Consider the following 20,786-nt stretch of genomic DNA (forward strand, 5'->3'; position numbering starts at 1 on the left):
ACTGCTTCTGTGCTGATGGACATTTCCGGCCATAATACGGCATGATACCCGCTCGCTTTATCTCTCAGCCGGTAGACTTGCTCAGCAAGTTTTTATACATATTGCATTTGTGCAGTTATTGCAACAGAATGGCAGCGAAGTGGACCGGTTCCGCTCCATAATGATCGGGGAAAGGAAGAGTCCTTACACAGTAAAGGAATATACATTTCTAGCCACCATCTTCATTGACTTTATTGGCAAAAACCTCTCCCAGTGCACTGCTGTGGATGTTGAAAACTTCAAGAATTACCTTGCCACCAGCAAAAAATACTCAAAAAGCAGCCAGTATCTGGCAATCAAGGCAATTAAGCACTTTTTCAAGGTCATGGACGTGCCCCAACCAAGGAATCTCACGTCGCCAAAGAGATCAAAGAAAGTCCCCAACTACCTCACTGAAAGGGAAATGGGGTTGATGCTGAATGATGAAAACCAGGAGCTGAAAACAAGGCTCATTGTATCAATCCTTGCAAATACCGGCATCAGGGTGGGAGAACTATGCCACCTGAACACTGAGGATGTGGACCTTGAGGAAGGCATCCTGCACGTAAAGTCCGGAAAGGGGGATAGGGACAGGATAGTGCTGCTTCCCGATACAACCGTTTCCCTCATAAGGGAATATCTGAAGTCCAGGAATATCCTTGATGTCGATACGCCATCGCTTCTGGTCAGCCGCAGGGGAAACAGGTTTGACACTTCGACAATTGAACGAATCATAAGAAATGCAGCCAGAGGTGCAGGAATTCAGAAGAAGGTCACGCCACACGTCCTGAGGCACACCTTTGCCACTGCCATACTCAGGAATGGCGGCGATATAAGATTCATACAGCAGCTTCTGGGGCACGCCAGCCTCAACACCACTGAGATATATACTCACATCGACGAGAGCGCTCTCAAGGAGATGTATGAAAAACATCGGCCAAGGTATTAGCTTGTCCGATCAATTATATAGTGTGCAAACCAGGCCAGAAAATCCTTGATTTCTGTGTTGCCCTGCACCTGTGCCAGGTATTCCTTGCTCTTCTCTATGAGTTTAGTCATGAGGTTTCTTGAATATTCATAGGAGCCTGAATCCATGACAATTTTTCTCAACCTGTCGAAATCCTCATCTGAAACGTTTCCGGAACCTATGCATTTCCTTATAAAATCAGCATCCTCACTTCCGGAACGCTCCATGGCCTTGATTATCAGCAGTGTCTTCTTTCCCTCGTTCACGTCGCTCTTGATTGATTTGCCGGTTTTCTTTTCATCGCCGAAGAGACCCAGTATATCGTCATGAAGCTGGAAGGCTGTTCCCAGAAGGGTGCCGTAGTAGCTTAGGGGAAGTATGTTCTGGGCCGTTCCGCTCAAAAGCGCGCCCATCCTGAGGGGGCCCTCGATGGTATATTTGGCTGTTTTCAGCATGTGGAGCCGTAGAAGGTCCTTCTGTGAAAAATCCGGGTTGTATGATGAGCTGATGTCTATGAGCTGCCCATATCCGGTCATCTCTATTATTCTGGAGAGTTCCATGTTGGCCGCCATTGTTTCGTTGGGAGGGAGGCCGCATCCCAGCAGAGCCTGATGTGCGTACGAATCTGCTAGATCACCAGCAACGATTGCTATGTTCTCCGATATGCGCCTGGGATCGCTGACAACACCCGTGACCTGTGCTCTTGCTGCAGCATGCAGGCTTGGTTTGCCCCGCCTTGTTTCGCTCTGATCCATTATGTCGTCATGAATCAGGAGGTATGTCTGTGTGAGCTCAATGGAAATAGCAGCCCTGTATACCCTCTCATCGTGGGGGGCAAAGAGGTCATGACCCAGAACCACAAGTATTGGCCTGATCCTCTTTCCTCCGTTCATTGTGAAATCCCTGATCATTGACGTGACCGTGACACATACAGGATCGCTCTTCATTCCACCCATTGAGTCAAAATACGCTTTCAACTCTGTATCAACGCGATCTCTCATTCTCCTGAATTCCGTATCGTAATCCGATGTATTCATCTCAATGGACTGTGATGTTATGTTTACATAAAATTTAACGCTTTGTCGGGTTATGTCCCTCAATGGAGAAACCCGGGAGAAGCGAACACTGTGAATGTGGTCTGGACGAGGCTGGCAGAGGGCCGGTTATCGGGCCAATGGTTGTGGCTATGCTCTGTGCAACAAACACTGCAATGAAGGAGATTGGAGCCAGGGATTCCAAAACACTGTCACCGGCATCCAGGGAGAGTATATTCCAGCGCATAAGGGAATCCGCATCCCAGTATTCTTTCAAAATAATAGGGGCGCAGGAGATAAACAGGAAGATGGAAACCATGACCCTTAACCAGATCGAGGAGGAGGCATATGTCACCCTTATTGCGCAATCGGGTTGCGCCGGCACATATTATGTGGATTCCTTCGACGTGAATGAGGACCGGCTGACGGCTAGGCTTTCCTCCCTGACAGGCAAAAATGTAATATGCAGACACAAGGCGGATGCGCTATTCCCCGTGGTGTCCGCTGCATCCATAGTAGCCAAGGTCGTGCGGGATTCCGAAATAGAGAAGCTGAAACTGACTTATGGCGACTTTGGATCTGGGTATCCCTCGGATCCCAGGACCGTAGCGTTCCTTGAACGAAGCATCTCCAGCAATGATGATTTAACGGACATAGTACGTGTGCACTGGGAAACTTACAGGAGGCTTATCTCCCGCCACTGGACCGGAAGGCTGTTCTGAGGCGGTTTGTAGGTTTTGGAATCGGTCAACATTAATATATCCAAACCTTCTGGGGGAACTGTGTCAGATATTTTGAAACCATCCGGTAAATCGGAGCAGGCAGATGACTATAACGAGAGGGGCATTTCATACTTCAACCTGAAAAGGTACCCTGATGCCATAAAGGAGTTCACAAAGGCCATAAAACTCATAGAGAATGAGCCGGATTTCTACTTCAACCGCGGATTGGCCTATTATTCAATGAAGATGCTGGACCAGGCAATTAAGGACTACAGGAAAAGCATAGAGCTGGATCCAGATCATTCCGACTACTACAACGCCATAGGTGCAGCCTATGAAGACTCAGGGCAGCTGGAGAAGGCACTTGAATCATTCAACAAGGCAATATCAATAGAAGGTGACATTCCTGACTACTATTACAACAGGGGAAATGCGTACTGGAAACTGAAGAAGCCTGAGGAGGCCCTGAATGATTTCAACAGGGCAGTACAGCTGAACACAACAGACCAGATATTCATTTACCGCAGGCATGAGATCCTCATGTCAATGGGAAGGTACAGGGATGCCATAGCCGATCTGGACGCTGCCATAAAGATAGTTCCTGACAATTATCAATACTATCTGGCCAAGTCTGAAGCATATGAGAAAATGGGAGATTTCCAGTCTGCCATGAAATGCATTGAAGATGCGGAGAAGCTTCTGCCCGATCCTTCCCTGCTCAACGACAGGAAAAAAGAAATATCCAGCAAGATGAATTGATTCAGTAGTGATGTGTTGAAAGCTGCCTATGAACTCCGGGATTACCAGAAGAGCCTTGTTGAGTTCATTGTTGACTCACTGAAGACAAGGGGTGGCGCTGCCATTGAGGCACCCACAGGATCAGGCAAAACCCTTACAGGACTGGTTGCTGCCATAACATATGCCAGGGATTCTGGAAAGAAGATACTTTACCTCACAAGAACAAACTCGCAGCAGGAACAGGTCATAAAGGAGCTCAGGATACTTGCCCCGGAGTCCGGCCTCAAGGCAGTGCCAATTCAGGGAAGGCATAACCTCTGCCCGCTCTACCAGGAGATCGAGCAGGGAGACAGCTTCTCGTCGGATTCACTCTCCAGGTTCTGCAACGGCAGAAAGAAGAAGGTGCGTGAAGGGGACCAGAATGCGTGCCGTTTCTTCAATTCACGGGTGAACTCGAAGGAAAACATGGATAAGATATTCTCGGAAATTCCCACAGCCGAGGAATTTCTGATGTACGGGCTGGAATCAGAGATCTGCCCCTATGAATCCCTGAAACTGGCTGCCTCAAAGGCAGACATAGCAATAGCACCATATGCCTTCTTCCTGAATCCGGATGTCGCCGAGCGCTTCTTATCAAGATGGGGTGTAGCAAGGGAGGATCTTGTCATAGTTCTTGATGAGGCGCACAATCTTCCTGATCTTGCCAGGGAGGTCTCCTCCTTCACCATATCCATCAACAGCATCAATCTTGCCGAAAAAGAAGCTCTGGAATTCGGGGATGCAGAACTTCAGGAGAGGTTCAGGGCCACCGACTTCTGTGAAACGCTTCGAAACGGCATCCTGGACCTGTCCAGGGATATGCTGAAGGGACAGGATGAGGTTCGCATACGATTTGCAGATCTGGTTGAATATTCATCCATAGGTGCGAGCATAAAGATGGATCAGTTCTGGTCATATGCTGCACTGTTCCATATCTTCGGCGACAACATCACCACGCGCAAGGAAGACATGGGGAGAATCCCAAGATCCCATGTACTGAGCCTGGCGTCCAGGGTGCTGTCATGGAAAGCAAGCGAGGAGGAGGGCTACGTGGCTATCCTGAACTCCGAAAACAATGGCACAGTGGAAGCTTTCTGCCTTGAACCCACCGGAATCCTCCAGAGTCTCAGGATGTCACGGACAATTCACATGTCAGGGACTCTTGAACCATTCCAGATATACAAGAACATAACTGGATTCACAGAAATTGCCACCAGGAAAGTTTCCTCCATATTTCCTGAAGAAAACAAGCTTGTCCTTTATTATGACGGAATCTCAACCAAATATGATTCCTTTGACGACAGGGAAGCACTGAACATGCGCAACCAGATACAGGATATCGTGCGGTCCACAGGAAAAAAGGCACTGATTTTCTTCACATCCTACAACATCATGAACAGGATAATCGACATCGGCTTTGACATTGAATATCTGGCTGAGACAAAGGCCAAGAGCCAGGGCGATCTCATGTCCATGCTGAACAGGTTCAGGAAAGAGAATCTTCCCATGCTCGCAGTAATGGGAGGACGCCTGTCGGAAGGCATAAATTTTCCGGGCAATGAACTGCAGGTGGTTGTTCTGGCCGGGATTCCTTATCCCAGACCGGGTGCAAGGCAGAAGGCACTTTATTCCTATTATCAGTCCGTATACGGGAAAGGGTGGGAATACGCCGTGACATTCCCTGTTGTTATAAAGATGAGGCAGGCCATCGGAAGGCTCATCAGGAGCGAAAGCGACACTGGTGTTGCAGTTATACTGGACCAGCGGGCAACATATTTCAAGAAGTACATTCCTGAAATGAGGCTTTCCAGGAATCCTGCGGCAGACGCTTCTCAATTCTTCATCAACAAATCGCACTGAGACTATTTCATGTTAAGCCAAGAATTGCAGATCAGCGTACATCAGTTAAACCTATACACGCTCCTTCGCCCATATTGCTGCTGACTGTGTTTATATTCAATATTAAAGGTTAATTGAACAAGGAAATTCTACCCCATATATTTTGTATTTCTTAATTATTCAGAAGTGATGGCGCGGTTTAACATTATACATAGAGTCTGGAATGCCGTTGTATCAATGGTTAACCGCGGGTCCGTTGGAAAATGGGTGTTTATAGGTACACTCATCGGGATCATTGCCGGCCTGGGAAGCATTGCGCTTTATGAGAGTATAAAGCTAGTAACACATTACATGCTCTTTGGCATCACCGGATTTAATCCGCCTTCTACTGGGTCTTCTGGCGGTTTGCCTGACTACACAATTGGTAAATTCAGGGCATTTTTGATACCGGTTTCCACTGTTCTTGGAGGGCTCATATCAGGTTTCATAGTCTACAGGTTTGCCCCAGAGGCGGAAGGACATGGAACCGACGCTGCCATAAGTGCATTCCATAATAATAACGGAAAGATACGCAGGCGGATCCCGCTTGTGAAGCTTGTTGCATCAGCAGTAACTATTGGCTCAGGCGGGAGTGCAGGCAGGGAAGGGCCAACTGCCCAGATAGCTGCCGGATTTGGCTCCTTCGTTGCTGATGCGTTCAAGATGAGCGACCATGACAGAAGAATAGCCATGGCTGCCGGCATAGGTGCGGGAATCGGCAGCATATTCATGGCTCCACTTGGGGGCGCACTTCTCAGCACAGAAATACTGTATCGCCAGGATTTCGAGGTTGAGGCACTGATCCCTTCCATTGTAGCATCAATAGTCGGCTACTCAATATTTGGCTACTTATTTGATTACAAGCCACTGTTCACTATCCCTGATTCCTCGGTTCTCCTGGGATTTTCCCATCCTGAATCCCTGATTGTTTACCTTGCCGTGGGCATAATAGCCGGGCTGGGCGGAATACTGTATGTTAAGGCTTTCTACGGCATACAGGGACTCTTCAGGAAGATGGGGCGATTCCCGAAAATGCTCAGGCCCGCACTGGGTGCGCTGTTTGTTGGCATAATAGCCATCTGGTTTCCTCAGATACTTGGCCTTGGGTATGGCTGGGTTCAGCAGATTTTCTTCCAGAACCTGGAATTGCTTCCACTCTGGATACTCCTGCTTCTCTTCTTCCTCAAGATACTGGCCACTTCTCTGACCATTGGATCCGGAGGCTCGGGAGGAGTCTTTGCACCCGGGATTGTTACGGGAGCATTCCTTGGTGCAGCCATTGGCATTGTTGTACATCCGTTCTTTCCATTTCTCAACGTGGTGGAGATCACCATAGTGGCCATGATCTCATTTTTTGGAGGCATAGCGAAAGCACCCATATCAATACTGATCATGGGTACGGAGATGACCGGAGGATTTGCGCTGTTCCTCCCGCTGATGCTGGCCACCACTGTCTCGTACTTTGTATCGGGTCCAAAGTACTCCATTTACAGTGCTCAGGTCAAGGACAGATCAGCTTCTCCAGCACATGCCCTTGAATATGAAAAACCCGTCATGGATGAAGTGCTTGTCGAGGATGCAATGCAGAGAAACTACCCATGGGTTTCTCCGGATGATGATCTCAGCGTGGCATTGAATCTTTTAAGAACAACGAAAACCAAGATGGTTGTGGTTGAACTTGCCAGAAATCTTCAGGGTACGATTTCGCTGGAGAATATAAACCCGGATTCAGATCTGAGATCAATCAAGGTGGAGGAGGTCATGAACAGGAATCCCCTAACTATTTCAAGCAAAGAGAACATCCATGTGGCACTGGACACACTTATAAAGAGCACCACGGGAAAGCTGGTCGTTGTTTCCCCTTCTGACGGGAAGACAGTCCTTGGAACCATCGGGCTTTCTGAAATTGCAGACGCATACAACAGACAGGTAAGGAAAATTAAGAACATGCAGATTCGGGGTAACAGCTGATTCAGCCTTCTCCCCAGCCGGAAGCGCCATTCAATTTTTTCATAATAATTGCCCGATTCGACGCAGGCTGCCGGCACTGCAACAGACATGATTTCGGGAAACGACATTCTCCCATACAGGAGAAAAGTAGAAATCCAATTAGCACTGATCCATATAGATGGCGATCACAAATGCCGATTATGGAACCATAAGGCAGTTCGACGGAAGAGATCTGGACAGGATTCTTGAGATTGCCTCAGCTTCTCTTTCCGAATATTACTCAGAGGCACTCATAATGGATCTTTATGATGAATGGCCCCAGGCTTTCCTTGTGTACACCATGGGGCGCGAGATACAGGGATTCATAATCGGATCAAGATTTTCACCCACAGAAGCAAGGGTACTCATACTGGCGGTTGACCAGCAGTTCAGGAACATGGGCATAGGTGGAGCCCTCATGCAGTCCTTCCTTGCGTTGTGCAGCAGGAACAACTTCATGAGCGTAAAACTGGAAGTTAGAACGGATAATGATAATGCAATAAATTTTTACAGAAAATTGGGGTTTGTTGTGACATCAAGACTGAAGGCCTATTACAGCGATTCGTCTGATGCCTACACTATGTGGAAGATACTTTAGAAAACCGAGACTTTTCCCTCAACAAAGAGGTTGGTCAGATTCCCTATGTTGGCAAGGCGATCGTCTGCCAGGTTCCTTATGTTGTTCTTTATCTTGGACTGGTCAGCGTTGTCCGCGTATATGACCTGGATGCTTGCAACATGCGGATCGTCTATGCGTCTTCCGATCTGCGACACAATCCTGACATGAACCTCCTGGACATCCCCGGGGTGTTCCTTTACAATGTCCTGGGCAATCATGTTTGACAGCACATTATACAGTTTGCCCACATGCGTGACGGGGTTCTTGCCTGCTGCCGCTTCCATGCTCATTGGCCTGTATGGAGTTATGAGACCGGAAACCCTGTTCCCCCTTCCAACAGAACCATCATCCCCGTTTTCCATTGACATGCCAGTCACTGTGAGGTAGTGCCCTGTGCCCTTTCCATTCTCATCGTCAGCTGTGTTAACAAATATCTTTACTGGTTCATTGGTGACCTTAGCTGCATTCTTGGCTATGAGTTCCTTCAGCTCGCTCTTGACGGAAAAGTACTCGGGATCATCCTTTACGAACTTATCCACATAAGCTGCTGCAACGGTCAGGTTTATTGTTCCGCCCTGCCTGAATCCCATGACCTTTATGTCGTAGCCTATGGCTGGCAGCTTTGACTTCAGTGCCGGTCCGTTAAGGTATCTCTCCGTCTCGTACACAAGCCTCTCTGTATCAGTATATGGCGCAAAACCCACTCCAAATGATGTGTCGTTTGCCCTCAGCTTTGATGTATCATATATCTCAGTAAGGTCAACTGAACCGTGCCCAATCCTGCAGTCGATCATGACATCAGAATCCAGGTCAAGATGCTTGAAGTTTGAGTTCAGGAATTCCCTGGTCGCCTTTATTGCTATTGACTTGAATGGTATCCTGTCATTTCCGACCTTGGTTGTTGCCCTACCGCTGAGAAGTATGTAAGTCGGTTCCAGGACCTTCCCGCCACCGAACTGGGGAGCAGACTGCCCTCCTACAACCTCAACCTGATCCGTATTGTGGTGCAGAATCTTGCCATATTCCTTGAGGTAATACCTGCTCAATGCCCTGCTTACGGACTCGGCAATCCCGTCAGAAACGCTGTCCGGATGCCCGATACCCTTCCTTTCAACAATCTCGACTTCTCTCTTTGCTGTTGGTGTCTGTATGATGCCTTCGACTGCAATGTTTCTTTCCATTATTTTGCCTCTTTTTTCAGGGGATTTATAAACTGAAATAAAGGTTTTGTATTTCTGGCTGCCAAATTACCACGCCAAAAGTAAAATTACCACTGGTAATTTTTGCGGCCACTGTAAAATGAATTAAGGAAGTTGTTCATTACTCCTGCATCATGAAGATTCTGGCCAGTGTTCATAACAAGGATAGGCTCGATTCATTCCTTCACGGGATCTCGAAGTATGTAGATGAAATCTATGCTTCAGGGGGCACATACAGGTTCCTGACTGATTCAGGATTTACGTGCAGGAACATATCAACCCTTACGGGCTTTGAGGAACTGCTGCATGGAAGGGTGAAGACGCTTCATCCAGCCATTTTTGCCGGCATTCTCTCCAAGCGCGATCCCGAGAGCAGCAGGCAGTTGCAGGAGCGTGGATTTCCCGAATTTGACATGGTCATCGTAAATCTTTACCCCTTTGATGAGGCAGCTAAGACCCATAAGCTTGAGGATATGATAGAGAATATTGACATAGGAGGTTTATCTCTCCTTCGTGCTGCGGCAAAGAACTACGAACATGTCACTGTCCTTTCTGATCCCTCTCAGTACGATTCCGTTGCCACAGAGCTTCAGCAGAACGGCAAGATTTCAGGCGAGACCAGGAAGAGGCTGGCCCTTAAGGCGTTTTCCAGATCAGCCGACTATGACATTTCCATTTACGGATCAATGAACGGTGAACTTTTCGGCACAGCTCCGCCTTCAATGTACCTGAAGGGTACCAGAGGACGTGAACTTCGCTATGGCGAAAACCCTGACCAGAAGGGGTATGTGTATTCCGACGGAACGCAGTATGGGATTGCCAATGCCACTCAGCTTCAGGGAAAGGAGCTTTCATACAACAATATCCTGGATGCGGATTCAGCCTTTGAGACTGCACTTGAGTTCACAGATCCTGTGGCCGTTGTACTGAAGCATAACACCCCGTGTGGCGTTTCATCTGCCGCAGACATAAATACTGCCCTCAAGAGAGCCATTGCAGCTGATCAGGAATCTGCATACGGATCGGTCATTGCCATTAACAGGAAGTTCGACTCCGGATCCCTTGAAGCAATCTCGAAGCTTTTCGTGGAGGTCATCATCGCTCCGGAATATGATCCTGATGCACTGGAAGGCCTGAAAAAGAAGAAGAATCTCCGTGTGCTCAGGGTGCCGCTGGTACCTGACCAGAATCCCCGGGTCAGATCCATATCAAACGGGTTCCTTGTGCAGAGCAGGCTGTCAACCCAATATGAGAAGCTTGATCAGAAGACCTCAACCGCAGCAAGCAGGGAACAGCTCAGAGACCTGGAATTTGCGTGGAAGGTTGTTGCACACAGTCGGAGCAATGCCATAGTCCTTGCAAAGGACATGACCACCACCGGTATAGGCGCCGGACAGACCTCAAGGATAGAGGCCCTGAAGGTTGCTGTTGAGAGGGCTGGTGAAAAGTCCAGAGGATCAGTGCTTGCCTCTGACGCATTCTTCCCGTTCTATGATAATGTTGAACTGGCAGGAAAGTCAGGAATTGCGGCAATCATCCAGCCAGGCGGTTCCATAAGAGATGATGAGGTGGTTGCCAGGGCTGAGGAACTTGATATTCCTATGTATTTCACCGGTAAGAGAGTGTTCCTTCACTGATCAGAAAACCCTGAATGCAAGAAATGCAACCAGGAAACCGGCAATTGCGCCGCTGTTGATAAATGGCAGGCCCGGTGCGGGCCTTGAGACCTTTGTGAAGAGAAGCACCATGATGCCTGCAATTGCACCTGCCAGGGGAAGCAGCAGGAACGGGATAAGATTCTTCTCGCCGTAAAGTGCAGAGGATGCCACCATTATGCAGGGAAAAACAATATCTCCAAAGCCCAGGATGAATGTGCCTGATCCGGTCCTTTCAGAAGGCGGTGCGGATGTTTTTGGAAATGACATGCCAGCCATGCTGGTCCCTTTCTCCGATGGGAAGACAAAGAGCATGGGCAGCCTGGAATCCATTGCTGTTCCAGCAAGGCTTATCATGTGTTTCGTCCTGTATACTGCAATATAGTCATATATTGCAAAAACTGCAAGGAAAAGCACGGAGGACCACACGCCTATTATGGTGGCCCATATGGAAGCCACCCCGGCTGAAAGGAAAAATCCGGCAACGTCAACCACATACCATTCGTACTTGAAAATAAGCAGGATCACCATTATTGCAGGGGCGCCAAAGCTTATGGCATAATATTCTGCATACGTCTGTGCGATATAGAGACCAAGAATGCTCCACACATAGAATGTGACGTATGCAATGACGGCAATGAACACCCATCTGAGGATGTTCCCGAACTTCCTCCTGCCTATGAATATGACAACACCCGTGAAAGCAAGGGCTGCTATGAGGTAATATGCAACATAGGTGAGGCCGCTGGTGGGGCTCTTTGCCTGGACGCCGGGCGATACTGCAATGAGGGAAATTGACATGAATGTGGCAAGAAGCGAGGAGGTAATGAGCACCGCTATCCCGGAAATCTCAGGAATCCTGTTCTGCAGCCTTGCTCACCTTTCCCTTCTTCCTGTTATATTCACACGACATGTTGGGGCAGAATTTCCATGCCCTCTTTCCCCTGAAAGATATGATCAGTGGTGCACCGCAGTGCGGGCATACCTCCCCGGTAGCCTTCAGGTTTCCCATCTGCGGCACAGGATATGTTTTCTTGCAATTGGGGTAATTTGAGCATCCCAGGAACCTCTTGCCGAACCTTGACTGGCGCAGGACAAGATCTCCGCCATCCTCCGGACATTTTCCGTAGGTGTTCTTTTCCTGGTTGAACTTGCAGTGCGGATCAATGCACCTGATCTCCGGGGATTGCCCCCTGCGGATTATGCGAATCTCTGGAAGGCCGCAGACAGGACATTTTTCCTCCAGGATTTCAGGAGTTCCCATGAGGGGCGCAGGGAAATCTATTCTGCAGCCTTCATGGCTGCACTTTATCCTTGAGTATTCACGATTCCTGACCAGGAGCACAGGCGTTCCATGCTCCGGGCAGGTGCCCACCTCACGCCCCATGCGAAGCGCTTTCTGTATGGTATCCCTGATTATGGCATCCTTCTCCCGGAACTGTGCAAGCACATGGTGGAGCATTTCCCTGGAGACTGCCACAACCTGATCCTTGCCTATTTCGTTGTTTGCAATCCGGTCCATGTCCTTTTCCAGCTCTGCTGTCATGTCCGGTTCTGTTATGTCGGATTTAACCGTGAGGAGAGATTCAATTACACCCATGCCCAGGTACGTGGGCCTGACCGGGTTTCCTTCAATAAATCCTCTTGACTGGAGCTTGTCTATTATGTCATGTCTGGTGCTTTTTGTGCCCAGATTCAGCTCTTCCATCTTTTTTATGAGTGAGGCAAAATCATAACGTGCAGGAGGCTTTGTCTCCTCCTCATCAATGTTCCATTTTTTACCTTTGACGGTATCGCCAGGAGCAAGAGGAGGTACGAATGATTCCTGCACCTTCCTGTACGGGTACAGTTCCAGCCATCCGCTGTCCAGCACCTTAAGGCCCCTGGACGAGAACCTGTGGCCGTTCACGTCAAAGGCGGCATCGGTAATCTCCCTCTTCCCCTCCCTGTAAAGTGTTGCAAGGAACCTGCGAAGGACCAGTTCGTATATACGGGCGAAATCCCCTGAAAGCGCCCCCTTCTTTGCAGCCGAAACCGGGTATATGGGTGGATGGTCTGTGGCCTCGATGCGCCCCCTTGAAGGGCGGATGGATTCCTGGTCAAGCACTTTCTGGACATCTTCCCTGAATTCAGTGTCCAGGAGCTTCGTGAGGACCGACTTGAAATGTATGGACTTCTGGTAGACCGTGTTATCGGTCCTTGGATAGCTGATGTATCCTCTGGTGTATAGCGATTCTGCAATCTTCATGGCCTTTCCGGGCTGCACCCCAATCCGTGAAGCTTCGCGGAGAAATTCCGTGGTGTTGAACGGAACGGGCCGGGGTATGCGCTCCTCCCTGGTGGAATATTCCAGCACCGTTGCATCTTTCCCGTCAATTTCTGCAAATATCTTCTCTGCTTTTTCCTTCTCCCATATGGGACCATCGCTGTATGTTGCAGTGAAATCCTTTTTCCTGTTGAGCAGTATGTTGATAATCCAGTATGGTTTTTTCTGGAAATCCCTGATTTCCAGCTCTCTTCTCACCACAAGGACGAGAGTGGGCGTCTGCACCCTTCCGATGGAAATGAAATTCTTACCCATCCTGCCTGACGTTATGGAAAAGAACCGTGTCAGGACCGCCCCCCAGTAAAGATCTATTTCCTCCCTTGCAGCGGCTGACTGGGCAAGATTGTTGTCAAGATCGGTGAGATCAGAGAAAGCTTTCCTTATCTCTTCCGGTGTCAGTGCACTGAACCTTGCTCGCCTGATCTCAGGATCAAGTTTTATCCTGTCAAGGACGTTTGTGCGTATAATATCAAGAGCTTCTGACCCTATGAGTTCACCCTCCCTGTCGAAGTCAGTGGCAATGATTATGCGCCAGGCCCTGTCGCTCAGTGATACCAGGGAATTGAAGGCATTCTTGTTGGTTACATTTCTCGTGATCTCAGCATCGATGAGTTTCTCCAGGCTCACTGATTTCCAGTCCTTCATGGTCGGAGGGAAGTCCAGTTCAACTATGTGCCCGCTCAAAGGGATAACAATGTTCGTGCCGCCATCATCCTGGTACTCTATGTAGTTGAGGCCTTTGCTCCTCTTCTGCTTTGATTCCCCGTTGGATAGAATGTAAGCGATCCTTCTTGCAGCATCAGCTTTCTCAGTTATGATTATGTTACGGTCGTTTCCACCAGTCAATGAAGTTCAGACCTCTCATTGTTTCCCCGGTTAATATATCTGGCACTTTTACCTGCAACATTGCGGTGTTGCCCGATACTCCGGAGCCGGTTGTCCTATGGCAATCAACTTACTAAAGCTTTACATGAGTTATGTGGAATCTCCCATGTTGCTGAAAACAGACGGTGCCTGTCGACCCGATTTCTTACTGCGTCCTGTACAGGCAGATTAATTTTTGCCATGGGTTAAAATTTTATGCCTCGCAACTATGATTGAAACAGTGATAATCCCCTATGAAAAGTACCTGGGTATTGCCATAGAGCACTGCCAGGACGTGTACAGGCCTGCAGAGGACACGTTTCTCATAATGGACAATATTATACCTGGAAACAGGGTCCTGGAGATTGGATGCGGAACCGGCATAATTTCCATCTACTGTGCCAGGATGGGGAGAACAGTAACCTGCTGTGACATTTCACAGAAAGCTCTGGAGTGCACAGAAAAGAATGCCATAAGGAACAGGGTTTCGCTGACCATATTGAACAGCAGCCTGTTCAGCAACATTGACGGAAAATTTGACACCATTATATTCAATCCGCCCTATCTTCCTGTTGAGGACAGGATTGAGGGAGCAGAGCAGTGGAACGGGGGTCCAGATGGTTTTTCTGTTATAGGGCCCTTCCTGGATAAGGCAGACATGTTCCTGGACAATGCCGGTTCCATTTACATCATCATATCCAGCCTGACTGACGTTGATGCACTGAAGGCAAAATATGAAAAATTTGTGTTCAAGGAAAAAGCCAGTGAGAGCTTTTTCTTCGAGACTCTCTTCCTTTACCAGCTCTTCAGGAAAATATGATCCTTCAGCAATTTTTGCATGCCCGGGATGGTGGAGTTTACCCGAACAGTGACATTTTCGCTTTTCCGGCAGGACGCGGGAGTGCAAACACAAGTATTCCGGATACCACAGTTACGGCCACCATGATGGTGAATGTGAATGGCAGGCGTGAATAGCTATCCACGATTATGAGGCCCACAAGTATTGGCCCAAGTGCCATTCCCCCCTGGTTTCCGAGGCCCCAGACCACTGAGTTGGCCATGGACGAATCTCCCCTTGGAACATATTCAGATATCAGCGAGAAAAGCAGCGGGAACCCGCTGAAGGTGAAGAACCCAAATATAACAAGGAACACAAGGGATTCCAGGCCCGAGGAGTTTATGTAGGCAAGGGTGGAAGCAGCTGTGCCAAATGAGCTTATTGAAAGCAGGACGCGCTTGTCCATCCTGTCTGCGAAATACCCGAAAATGGGTTGGCCCACTATTGCCGCTATGAACATGAGGGTGATGGAGTATCCCAGAAGAGATGAAATGCCCAGATCCTTCACGTTGGACAGGTAGGAAGGGATCCATGAAGCAATGCCCTGGGATGCTGTGCTCCTTATGAAGGTCACGATTGAAAGCATTATTATTGAATAAGTCAGGATTCCCCTGTTTCCCTTAGCCTTCTTCCCCTTTTCGTGTATTTCATCTACAGGCTTGGGCCTGGATCGTACATCCCTGAGGAAAAATGCTATGAAAACTGCTGAAATAACAGCTATAATGGCAAAAACCACGAAGGAGAAGTCTAGGGTCAGGAGAGCTGCAAACCCATAAAGCAGAGAGGGATATACGGCTCTACCCACGCTGCCCATGGAGCCGTTTACGCCCAAGGCCTTTCCCCTTGAACTTGGGGTGAACGTGCTTTGCAGTATTGCTCCACCCAGAGGGTGATAGAACGATGATCCCACTCCTGCCGACAGTGCAGAGAATCCAGCAACATATGGAAGTGCCGCCCCGAGCGACCCGGTTATGACCTCATAGAAGCCGAGAACTCCAGTGGCCATGAGGGAAAGTCCTATACCTATGAGAAATCCTTTGCGATCCCATAATTCGGAAATCCTGCCCACCATGATGGAGAACAGGGAAGCTGCGGTATAGAAGATTCCAAGAAGGAACGTAACGAACAGCGGCGAAAGGGAGTTGACCTTCACAAGGATATCCACCAGCAGTGGAAAGAAGAAAACTGTTCCGTCGTTGACAAAATGTCCCAGTGAGGTCATGGCCAGATTTCTTGCGCCGTGTTTAATTGAACCTGAGGAGGCATTTATAGATAAGTCAGTCATCTATAAGCAATGTATATATTCTATTTAAGCATTATTCATAAAATGGTTGAAAGGGAAAAGATACTCCGCGGGGTCATGACACTTCTTGTTCTTGAAAAACTCTGTCATGAAGATATGCATGGATATGCCCTTCAGGTATATGTTTCCGGGATGATTGACCGGAAGATCGCCCCGGGAACCATATATGTTCTGCTGGGATCACTTCTCAGAAGGAAATTTATCAGAATCTCAAGCCAGTTCAGGGCCAAGAACCGCGATGTGAAGGTCTACACCATTACTGATCTCGGGAGAGATTTCCTGAAAGACCACATCAGCCCGCTGATCATTGTCAGGGACGTCCTAGATTACCTGATTCCATCCATCACACAGATTGCTGAAGCCAGGGATCAGCAATAGTTCCTGCCATCCCTGTCATAAAATGAATCGCTTTTAACCACCTCAACATTACATGCTGCAACAATGGCCACAATTCAGGATCGCATCAAGGAAATAGAGGAAGAGCTTAAAAAGACGGAGTACAACAAAGCCACAGAGAAGCATATAGGCCTTCTCAAGGCCAAGATGTCCCGCCTCGAGATAGAGCTCATGTCCCAGAAAAAAGGGGGAGGCGAGGGGTTCGCAATTCCAAAGTCAGGCGACTCCACGGTGGCGCTTGTGGGCTTCCCCAATGTGGGAAAATCCAGCATCCTGAATGATCTGACATCCCAGATGAGTGAAACTGGCAATTTTGCATTCACCACATTGAAAGTGGTTCCAGGCACAATGAGCTATAACGGGGCGCAGATACAGATACTGGATCTCCCGGGCATAATTGAGAACGCCAGTGTGGGCTCTGGAAGGGGCAGGGAAATACTGAGCATGGTGAGGAATGCCGACCTTGTTGTGGTGGTTACAGACGTTCAGGTGAAGGGTGTTGACAGGATAGTCAATGAGCTTCACAGGGCAGGAATCGTCCTTAACAGGCGAGAAAGAAATATCTCCATAAAGAGATCAAACAGCGGCGGCATCCGGATACACAAACCGCGAAAGGTCCCCGTAGACGACGTACAGATAAGGGAGATACTGAAGGAGTTCAAGATTACCAACGCTGAAGTATTCATCAGGGAGAACATCACTTCCGATGATCTCATCGATCACCTCAAGGGGCATACAGTGTACATTCCGGGTATTTTTGTCGTAAACAAGATAGATCTTCCTCACAAAGATGAAGACATCGATGATCTGAGGTCAATGGGCAGAGTCATAGAGGTTTCCGCAACAACCAAGGCAGGCATACCGCAGCTGAAGGATGAAATATACCGCGCACTTGCACTTGTGAGGGTTTATCTCAGGGAGAAATCAGGCTATGTGGACCTTGATCGTCCAATGGTATTGAGGAATGGTGCTGTGGTGAGGGATGTGGTGAGGAAGATCAGCCGTGAGATGCTTGAATCTTTCCGGTATGCCATACTTACCGGACCTCAGAGAAAACAGGCAGAGTTGAGGGTTGGGCTGGATTACGATCTGCTGGACGGCGATATCATAACAATAATAAGCAGGAACTAGGTGTGATCATGAAGATAGCAAGAAGGGTCTTATTTTACGGGCAGGTTCAGGGAGTGAACTTCAGGAGAAATGTTGCCGGCCTTGCCGCTAAGAATGGCGTCACCGGGTGGATAAGGAATCTTGATGATGGGAGTGTGGAAGCCCACATGGAAGGCGATCAGGAAAAAGTTCAGATCACCATCCAGATGTGCTGCACGGAGCTTTTCCCGGCACGCGTGGAGAAATACCTTTCCCATGAGGATGCCGTGGAGGACCTTCGGGATTTCAGCGTCATCAGGTGACTATCTCATACCTGTATCCAAGCCCGGCAATCCTTTCAAGCAGTGCGGACAGGTGCTTCTCGTCCCTGACGTTTATGGCAAATGTCACTGCCTGATATCCCACCGGCGTATCCTTGGCCAGATTGTCCACCTCGGCATGGAATATGTTTCCTCCAGTTTCGGATATGGCCTGTGAAATCCTGTAGAGTGTACCCGGCCTGTCAGGGATCTTGAACTCTATCCTCACAAGCTTTGATTCAATCTCCATGGACTTGAATATTATCTTGGAGAGGAGAAGGAAGTTCATGTTTCCCCCCGATAGTATTACCACGGTTTTCCCGTGGCTTACATCAACTTTCCTGTCCATTATTGCCGCCAGCGCTGCCGCCCCTGAGGGCTCAACAAGCGTCTTGTTTCTCTCCAGCAGCTTGTATATGGCAAGGGCGATGCTCTCATCGCTTACCGTGACTATTTCATCAACATTTTTCCTGACCGCAGCCAGTGTGAGTTCCCCTGGAAACTTGACTGAAATCCCATCTGCAATGCTGTCACCGCTGGTGTGATCCACAATCCTGCCCTGTTCCACGGAGGCTTTCATTGAATCAGAGAGTTCGCTTTCCACTCCCACGATCCTTATGGAAGGGTTGATGGATTTTGCCGCTATTGAAATGCCGGATATGAGTCCGCCTCCACCGATTGGAACAACAATGGTGGACACGTCTGGCAGATCCTCCAGTATTTCCAGGCCTATGGTGCCCTGTCCCGCGATGATGTAGGGGTCGTTGAATGCCTCTATGAAGGCGCGGCCCTCAGATTTCCGTATTGTTTCTGCCGCATCACGGGCTTCCGAATAGTCTCTACCTCTGAGCACAACATCGGCTCCGTATCCCTGCACAGCATTTATCTTGGCAGGAACTGTGTGCTCCGGCATCACTATCTTCGCATTGATGCCGTTGACCATTGCTGCGTAGGCAACACCCTGTGCATGGTTTCCTGAACTTGCCGTGATTATTCCGTGCGACTTCTCTTCCGGGGTGAGCCGCGAGACGCGGTTAAGGGCTCCACGGGCCTTGAAAGACCCTGTTTTCTGGTGATTCTCCATCTTGAAATAGATATCTCCTCCCACAATCTGGCTGAATGTTGTGGAATGATGGAGTTCAGTGCGGTTCACCTTTCCCTTCAGGTACTGTGCAGCTTCCCTTATTTCCTGGATTTCTGGCAGTCCTCCTTTCACGCCTGCATCCTCCTTCTGACATCCTTCGTGGCGTTTTTGTATATCTCCAGGGCATCTTCCGTGAAGACCTTCACCTTCATCCTTTCACTTTCAGCATATTCATGATCGCTCAGGGACTTCAGGTTGATCTCAACATTCTGCAGTGCTGCCCTGATTGATGCAAGAGAAAATTCCAGGGCTGAGCCGGCATCGGTAATTGCACTGGAGTTTCCCTGCGCGGCAATGGCAGCGGCGAGCCTGAGTACCTGGCCAGCTGCCCCTGCAATCTTCCAGGGAACCTGTATTGCTCCCCTGGTGGCAATGTCCATGGCCTCCCTTCTCCTCTTCTTTTCCTCCTCTGTTGATTTCGGCATTTTCCACGCTGCAAAGAGCCTGTTGAAGGCTGCCTCATCCTCCTCCATAAGGGATCTGAGATCTGCCGTCAGCTTCCTGCTCTTCTCCAGGACCTGCTTCATTGTCTCCTGGGCACCCTCATATCCTTTCTTGCCTATGGTGAGGCCGGCCACCATGCTGACAAGCGATGCCGCAACCACAGATACTGCTGCGCTGGCTGCCCCGCCACCGGGTGCAGGGCTTGGGCTTGCCAGCCGTTCCATAAAACTATCCAGTGTTTCCATTTATTCACCCCACATCTTTGTTTCCAGAATCTGCTTTCTGCTGAACCCGCTCAACTGCAGATAGAAGCTGGCGGTTCCTGTTATGGCATCAAGCGGCGTGAGCCCTATGATCTCGGATTCAGCCACCGTGATTCCATATCTTGAGGCTTCAAGTTTCACCATTTCATACGCCCTGTAGATGGGTGTTTTCCTGAAATTTGTAAGATTCATGGATATCTGCACCATGTTCTTGTCATCAAGGAAAAAAGCAAGAGCTTTCACAAATGTGAAACCGCCGTCCCTGGCCCTGAGGGCACTGGCTATTTTCTTTCCCTTCTCCATGTCCGTTGTGTTAAGGTTAACGTTGTACGCTATTAGGAAATCCCTGGCACCGATTATGCTGGCTCCCGCACTGCCCACCTTTGCTAGCCCGAAATCCGGCTTCCACTTCTCCTCCCCTATGGCTTCCTTAAGCTGCTCATACTGGAAACTCTTGCTTCTTATGTTCTCAAGGCTCCGTCTGGATTCAACAGCGGCCGCCTCCCCATAGAGGTAAACTGGGATCTTGAGTTCCTCGCCAACCCTTTTCCCGAGCTCCCTTGCCATTTCAATACATTCCTTCATGGTTACCCCTGAGACAGGGATAAAAGGTATAACATCTGATGCACCAAATCTGGGGTGCTCGCCCGAATGATGGTTCAGGTCTATGAGTTCGGCGGCTCTCTTGATCCCCTGGAACGCCGCCTCAACAGCCCTTGATCCGTCGCTGAGGAATGTCACCACTGACCTGTTGTGGTTCTCATCCATCTCGGAATCCAGTATTCTTACGGTTGGTACGGCGGCGATTGCCGCCACTATTTCATCAACTATCTTCCTGTCACGCCCTTCGCTGAAGTTTGGGACGCACTCAACAAGGCTCATGGCTTCCCATCGCTAACACCAATATTAATGTTTGAACTCACTTTTCATCGATTGTTGCA

The 20,786-nt window shown here is 48.9% G+C and carries 19 protein-coding genes; 11 read left to right on the forward strand and 8 right to left on the reverse strand.

The annotated features are described in order from the left end of the window. Window positions 1–118: 118 nt before the first annotated feature. Window positions 119–967, forward strand: a complete 849-nt coding sequence (locus RE469_03450; GenBank protein ID WMT45255.1) for a tyrosine-type recombinase/integrase — start codon at window positions 119–121, stop codon at window positions 965–967. Here the strand turns inward: RE469_03450 and RE469_03455 are convergent. Further along, on the reverse strand, window positions 964–2,022 hold the full coding sequence (locus tag RE469_03455) for a polyprenyl synthetase family protein (protein ID WMT45256.1): 1,059 nt from the start codon (window positions 2,020–2,022) through the stop codon (window positions 964–966). The two genes, RE469_03450 and RE469_03455, sit on opposite strands and share 4 nt — an antisense overlap. A gap of 62 nt (window positions 2,023–2,084) precedes the next feature. Between RE469_03455 and rnhB the strand changes: the two genes are divergently transcribed. From rnhB to rimI, 5 genes are all read left to right on the forward strand, one after another. Further along, window positions 2,085–2,741, forward strand: a complete 657-nt coding sequence (gene rnhB / locus RE469_03460; GenBank protein WMT45257.1) for a ribonuclease HII — start codon at window positions 2,085–2,087, stop codon at window positions 2,739–2,741. A 60-nt stretch (window positions 2,742–2,801) separates the two neighbouring features. Beyond that, window positions 2,802–3,500, forward strand: coding sequence for a tetratricopeptide repeat protein (locus RE469_03465; GenBank protein WMT45258.1), 699 nt, complete (start codon window positions 2,802–2,804; stop codon window positions 3,498–3,500). 15 nt (window positions 3,501–3,515) lie between these two features. After that, complete coding sequence (locus tag RE469_03470) at window positions 3,516–5,378, forward strand: ATP-dependent DNA helicase (protein WMT45259.1); 1,863 nt, start codon at window positions 3,516–3,518, stop codon at window positions 5,376–5,378. A 168-nt stretch (window positions 5,379–5,546) separates the two neighbouring features. Next, window positions 5,547–7,367 (forward strand): chloride channel protein, encoded by a 1,821-nt coding sequence (locus RE469_03475; GenBank protein WMT45260.1) that lies wholly within the window; start codon window positions 5,547–5,549, stop codon window positions 7,365–7,367. Window positions 7,368–7,524: 157 nt separating this feature from the next. After that, the gene (gene rimI, locus RE469_03480; GenBank protein ID WMT45261.1) at window positions 7,525–7,983 is read left to right on the forward strand and encodes a ribosomal protein S18-alanine N-acetyltransferase; all 459 of its coding nucleotides are present in this window, start codon (window positions 7,525–7,527) and stop codon (window positions 7,981–7,983) included. Here the strand turns inward: rimI and RE469_03485 are convergent. Beyond that, window positions 7,980–9,185 carry a methionine adenosyltransferase gene (locus tag RE469_03485; protein ID WMT45262.1) on the reverse strand — a complete coding sequence of 402 codons (1,206 nt, stop codon included), beginning with the start codon at window positions 9,183–9,185 and terminating at the stop codon, window positions 7,980–7,982. The genes rimI and RE469_03485 overlap by 4 nt on opposite strands. A 152-nt stretch (window positions 9,186–9,337) precedes the next feature. Here RE469_03485 and purH point away from each other — a divergent pair, with 152 nt between their 5' ends. Further along, window positions 9,338–10,840 (forward strand): bifunctional phosphoribosylaminoimidazolecarboxamide formyltransferase/IMP cyclohydrolase, encoded by a 1,503-nt coding sequence (purH, locus tag RE469_03490; protein ID WMT45263.1) that lies wholly within the window; start codon window positions 9,338–9,340, stop codon window positions 10,838–10,840. Here purH and RE469_03495 read toward each other — a convergent pair whose 3' ends face one another. After that, window positions 10,841–11,692: a presenilin family intramembrane aspartyl protease PSH gene (locus tag RE469_03495; GenBank protein WMT45264.1), complete on the reverse strand. Its 852-nt coding sequence runs from the start codon at window positions 11,690–11,692 to the stop codon at window positions 10,841–10,843. A gap of 16 nt (window positions 11,693–11,708) precedes the next feature. Continuing rightward, entirely contained in the window at window positions 11,709–14,030 is a 2,322-nt protein-coding gene (locus RE469_03500) for a DNA topoisomerase I (GenBank protein ID WMT45265.1), read from the reverse strand. A gap of 259 nt (window positions 14,031–14,289) precedes the next feature. Between RE469_03500 and RE469_03505 the strand changes: the two genes are divergently transcribed. After that, entirely contained in the window at window positions 14,290–14,868 is a 579-nt protein-coding gene (locus RE469_03505) for a methyltransferase (GenBank protein ID WMT45266.1), read from the forward strand. 37 nt (window positions 14,869–14,905) lie between these two features. Here the strand turns inward: RE469_03505 and RE469_03510 are convergent, their stop codons facing one another. Continuing rightward, a complete protein-coding gene (locus tag RE469_03510) occupies window positions 14,906–16,171 on the reverse strand; it encodes an MFS transporter (protein ID WMT45267.1) in 1,266 nt (421 codons plus the stop codon). 42 nt (window positions 16,172–16,213) lie between these two features. On the opposite strand from RE469_03510, the gene RE469_03515 reads away from it, so the two are divergent. The 3 genes from RE469_03515 to RE469_03525 all read left to right on the forward strand — a co-directional run bounded on the left by RE469_03515 (window position 16,214) and on the right by RE469_03525 (window position 17,997). Then, window positions 16,214–16,567: a PadR family transcriptional regulator gene (locus RE469_03515; protein WMT45268.1), complete on the forward strand. Its 354-nt coding sequence runs from the start codon at window positions 16,214–16,216 to the stop codon at window positions 16,565–16,567. A 63-nt stretch (window positions 16,568–16,630) separates the two neighbouring features. Then, window positions 16,631–17,716 (forward strand): GTPase, encoded by a 1,086-nt coding sequence (locus tag RE469_03520; GenBank protein WMT45269.1) that lies wholly within the window; start codon window positions 16,631–16,633, stop codon window positions 17,714–17,716. Window positions 17,717–17,724: 8 nt separating this feature from the next. After that, on the forward strand, window positions 17,725–17,997 hold the full coding sequence (locus RE469_03525) for an acylphosphatase (protein ID WMT45270.1): 273 nt from the start codon (window positions 17,725–17,727) through the stop codon (window positions 17,995–17,997). Here RE469_03525 and ilvA read toward each other — a convergent pair. The 3 genes from ilvA to ftcD are packed head-to-tail and all read right to left on the reverse strand — an operon-like array spanning window position 17,990 to window position 20,727. Next, window positions 17,990–19,210, reverse strand: a complete 1,221-nt coding sequence (ilvA, locus tag RE469_03530; GenBank protein WMT45271.1) for a threonine ammonia-lyase — start codon at window positions 19,208–19,210, stop codon at window positions 17,990–17,992. The two genes, RE469_03525 and ilvA, sit on opposite strands and share 8 nt — an antisense overlap. Continuing rightward, window positions 19,207–19,827: a cyclodeaminase/cyclohydrolase family protein gene (locus RE469_03535; GenBank protein WMT45272.1), complete on the reverse strand. Its 621-nt coding sequence runs from the start codon at window positions 19,825–19,827 to the stop codon at window positions 19,207–19,209. Before RE469_03535 ends, ilvA begins: the two co-directional genes overlap by 4 nt. Beyond that, a complete protein-coding gene (ftcD, locus tag RE469_03540) occupies window positions 19,828–20,727 on the reverse strand; it encodes a glutamate formimidoyltransferase (protein WMT45273.1) in 900 nt (299 codons plus the stop codon). Window positions 20,728–20,786: the final 59 nt, after the last annotated feature.

The sequence above is a fragment of the Cuniculiplasma divulgatum genome (genome assembly GCA_031200235.1).
Lineage (GTDB): Archaea > Thermoplasmatota > Thermoplasmata > Thermoplasmatales > Thermoplasmataceae > UBA509.

What these genes read in the sequence shown, in the direction of transcription:
- RE469_03455 (WMT45256.1), bottom strand. Translation starts at nt 2,022, where the DNA reads ATGAATACATCGGATTACGATACGGAATTCAGGAGAATGAGAGATCGC.
- rnhB (WMT45257.1), top strand. Translation starts at nt 2,085, where the DNA reads ATGGAGAAACCCGGGAGAAGCGAACACTGTGAATGTGGTCTGGACGAG.
- RE469_03475 (WMT45260.1), top strand. Translation starts at nt 5,547, where the DNA reads ATGGCGCGGTTTAACATTATACATAGAGTCTGGAATGCCGTTGTATCA.
- rimI (WMT45261.1), top strand. Translation starts at nt 7,525, where the DNA reads ATGGCGATCACAAATGCCGATTATGGAACCATAAGGCAGTTCGACGGA.
- RE469_03485 (WMT45262.1), bottom strand. Translation starts at nt 9,185, where the DNA reads ATGGAAAGAAACATTGCAGTCGAAGGCATCATACAGACACCAACAGCA.
- purH (WMT45263.1), top strand. Translation starts at nt 9,338, where the DNA reads ATGAAGATTCTGGCCAGTGTTCATAACAAGGATAGGCTCGATTCATTC.
- RE469_03510 (WMT45267.1), bottom strand. Translation starts at nt 16,171, where the DNA reads ATGACTGACTTATCTATAAATGCCTCCTCAGGTTCAATTAAACACGGC.
- RE469_03515 (WMT45268.1), top strand. Translation starts at nt 16,214, where the DNA reads ATGGTTGAAAGGGAAAAGATACTCCGCGGGGTCATGACACTTCTTGTT.
- RE469_03520 (WMT45269.1), top strand. Translation starts at nt 16,631, where the DNA reads ATGGCCACAATTCAGGATCGCATCAAGGAAATAGAGGAAGAGCTTAAA.
- RE469_03525 (WMT45270.1), top strand. Translation starts at nt 17,725, where the DNA reads ATGAAGATAGCAAGAAGGGTCTTATTTTACGGGCAGGTTCAGGGAGTG.
- RE469_03535 (WMT45272.1), bottom strand. Translation starts at nt 19,827, where the DNA reads ATGGAAACACTGGATAGTTTTATGGAACGGCTGGCAAGCCCAAGCCCT.
- ftcD (WMT45273.1), bottom strand. Translation starts at nt 20,727, where the DNA reads ATGAGCCTTGTTGAGTGCGTCCCAAACTTCAGCGAAGGGCGTGACAGG.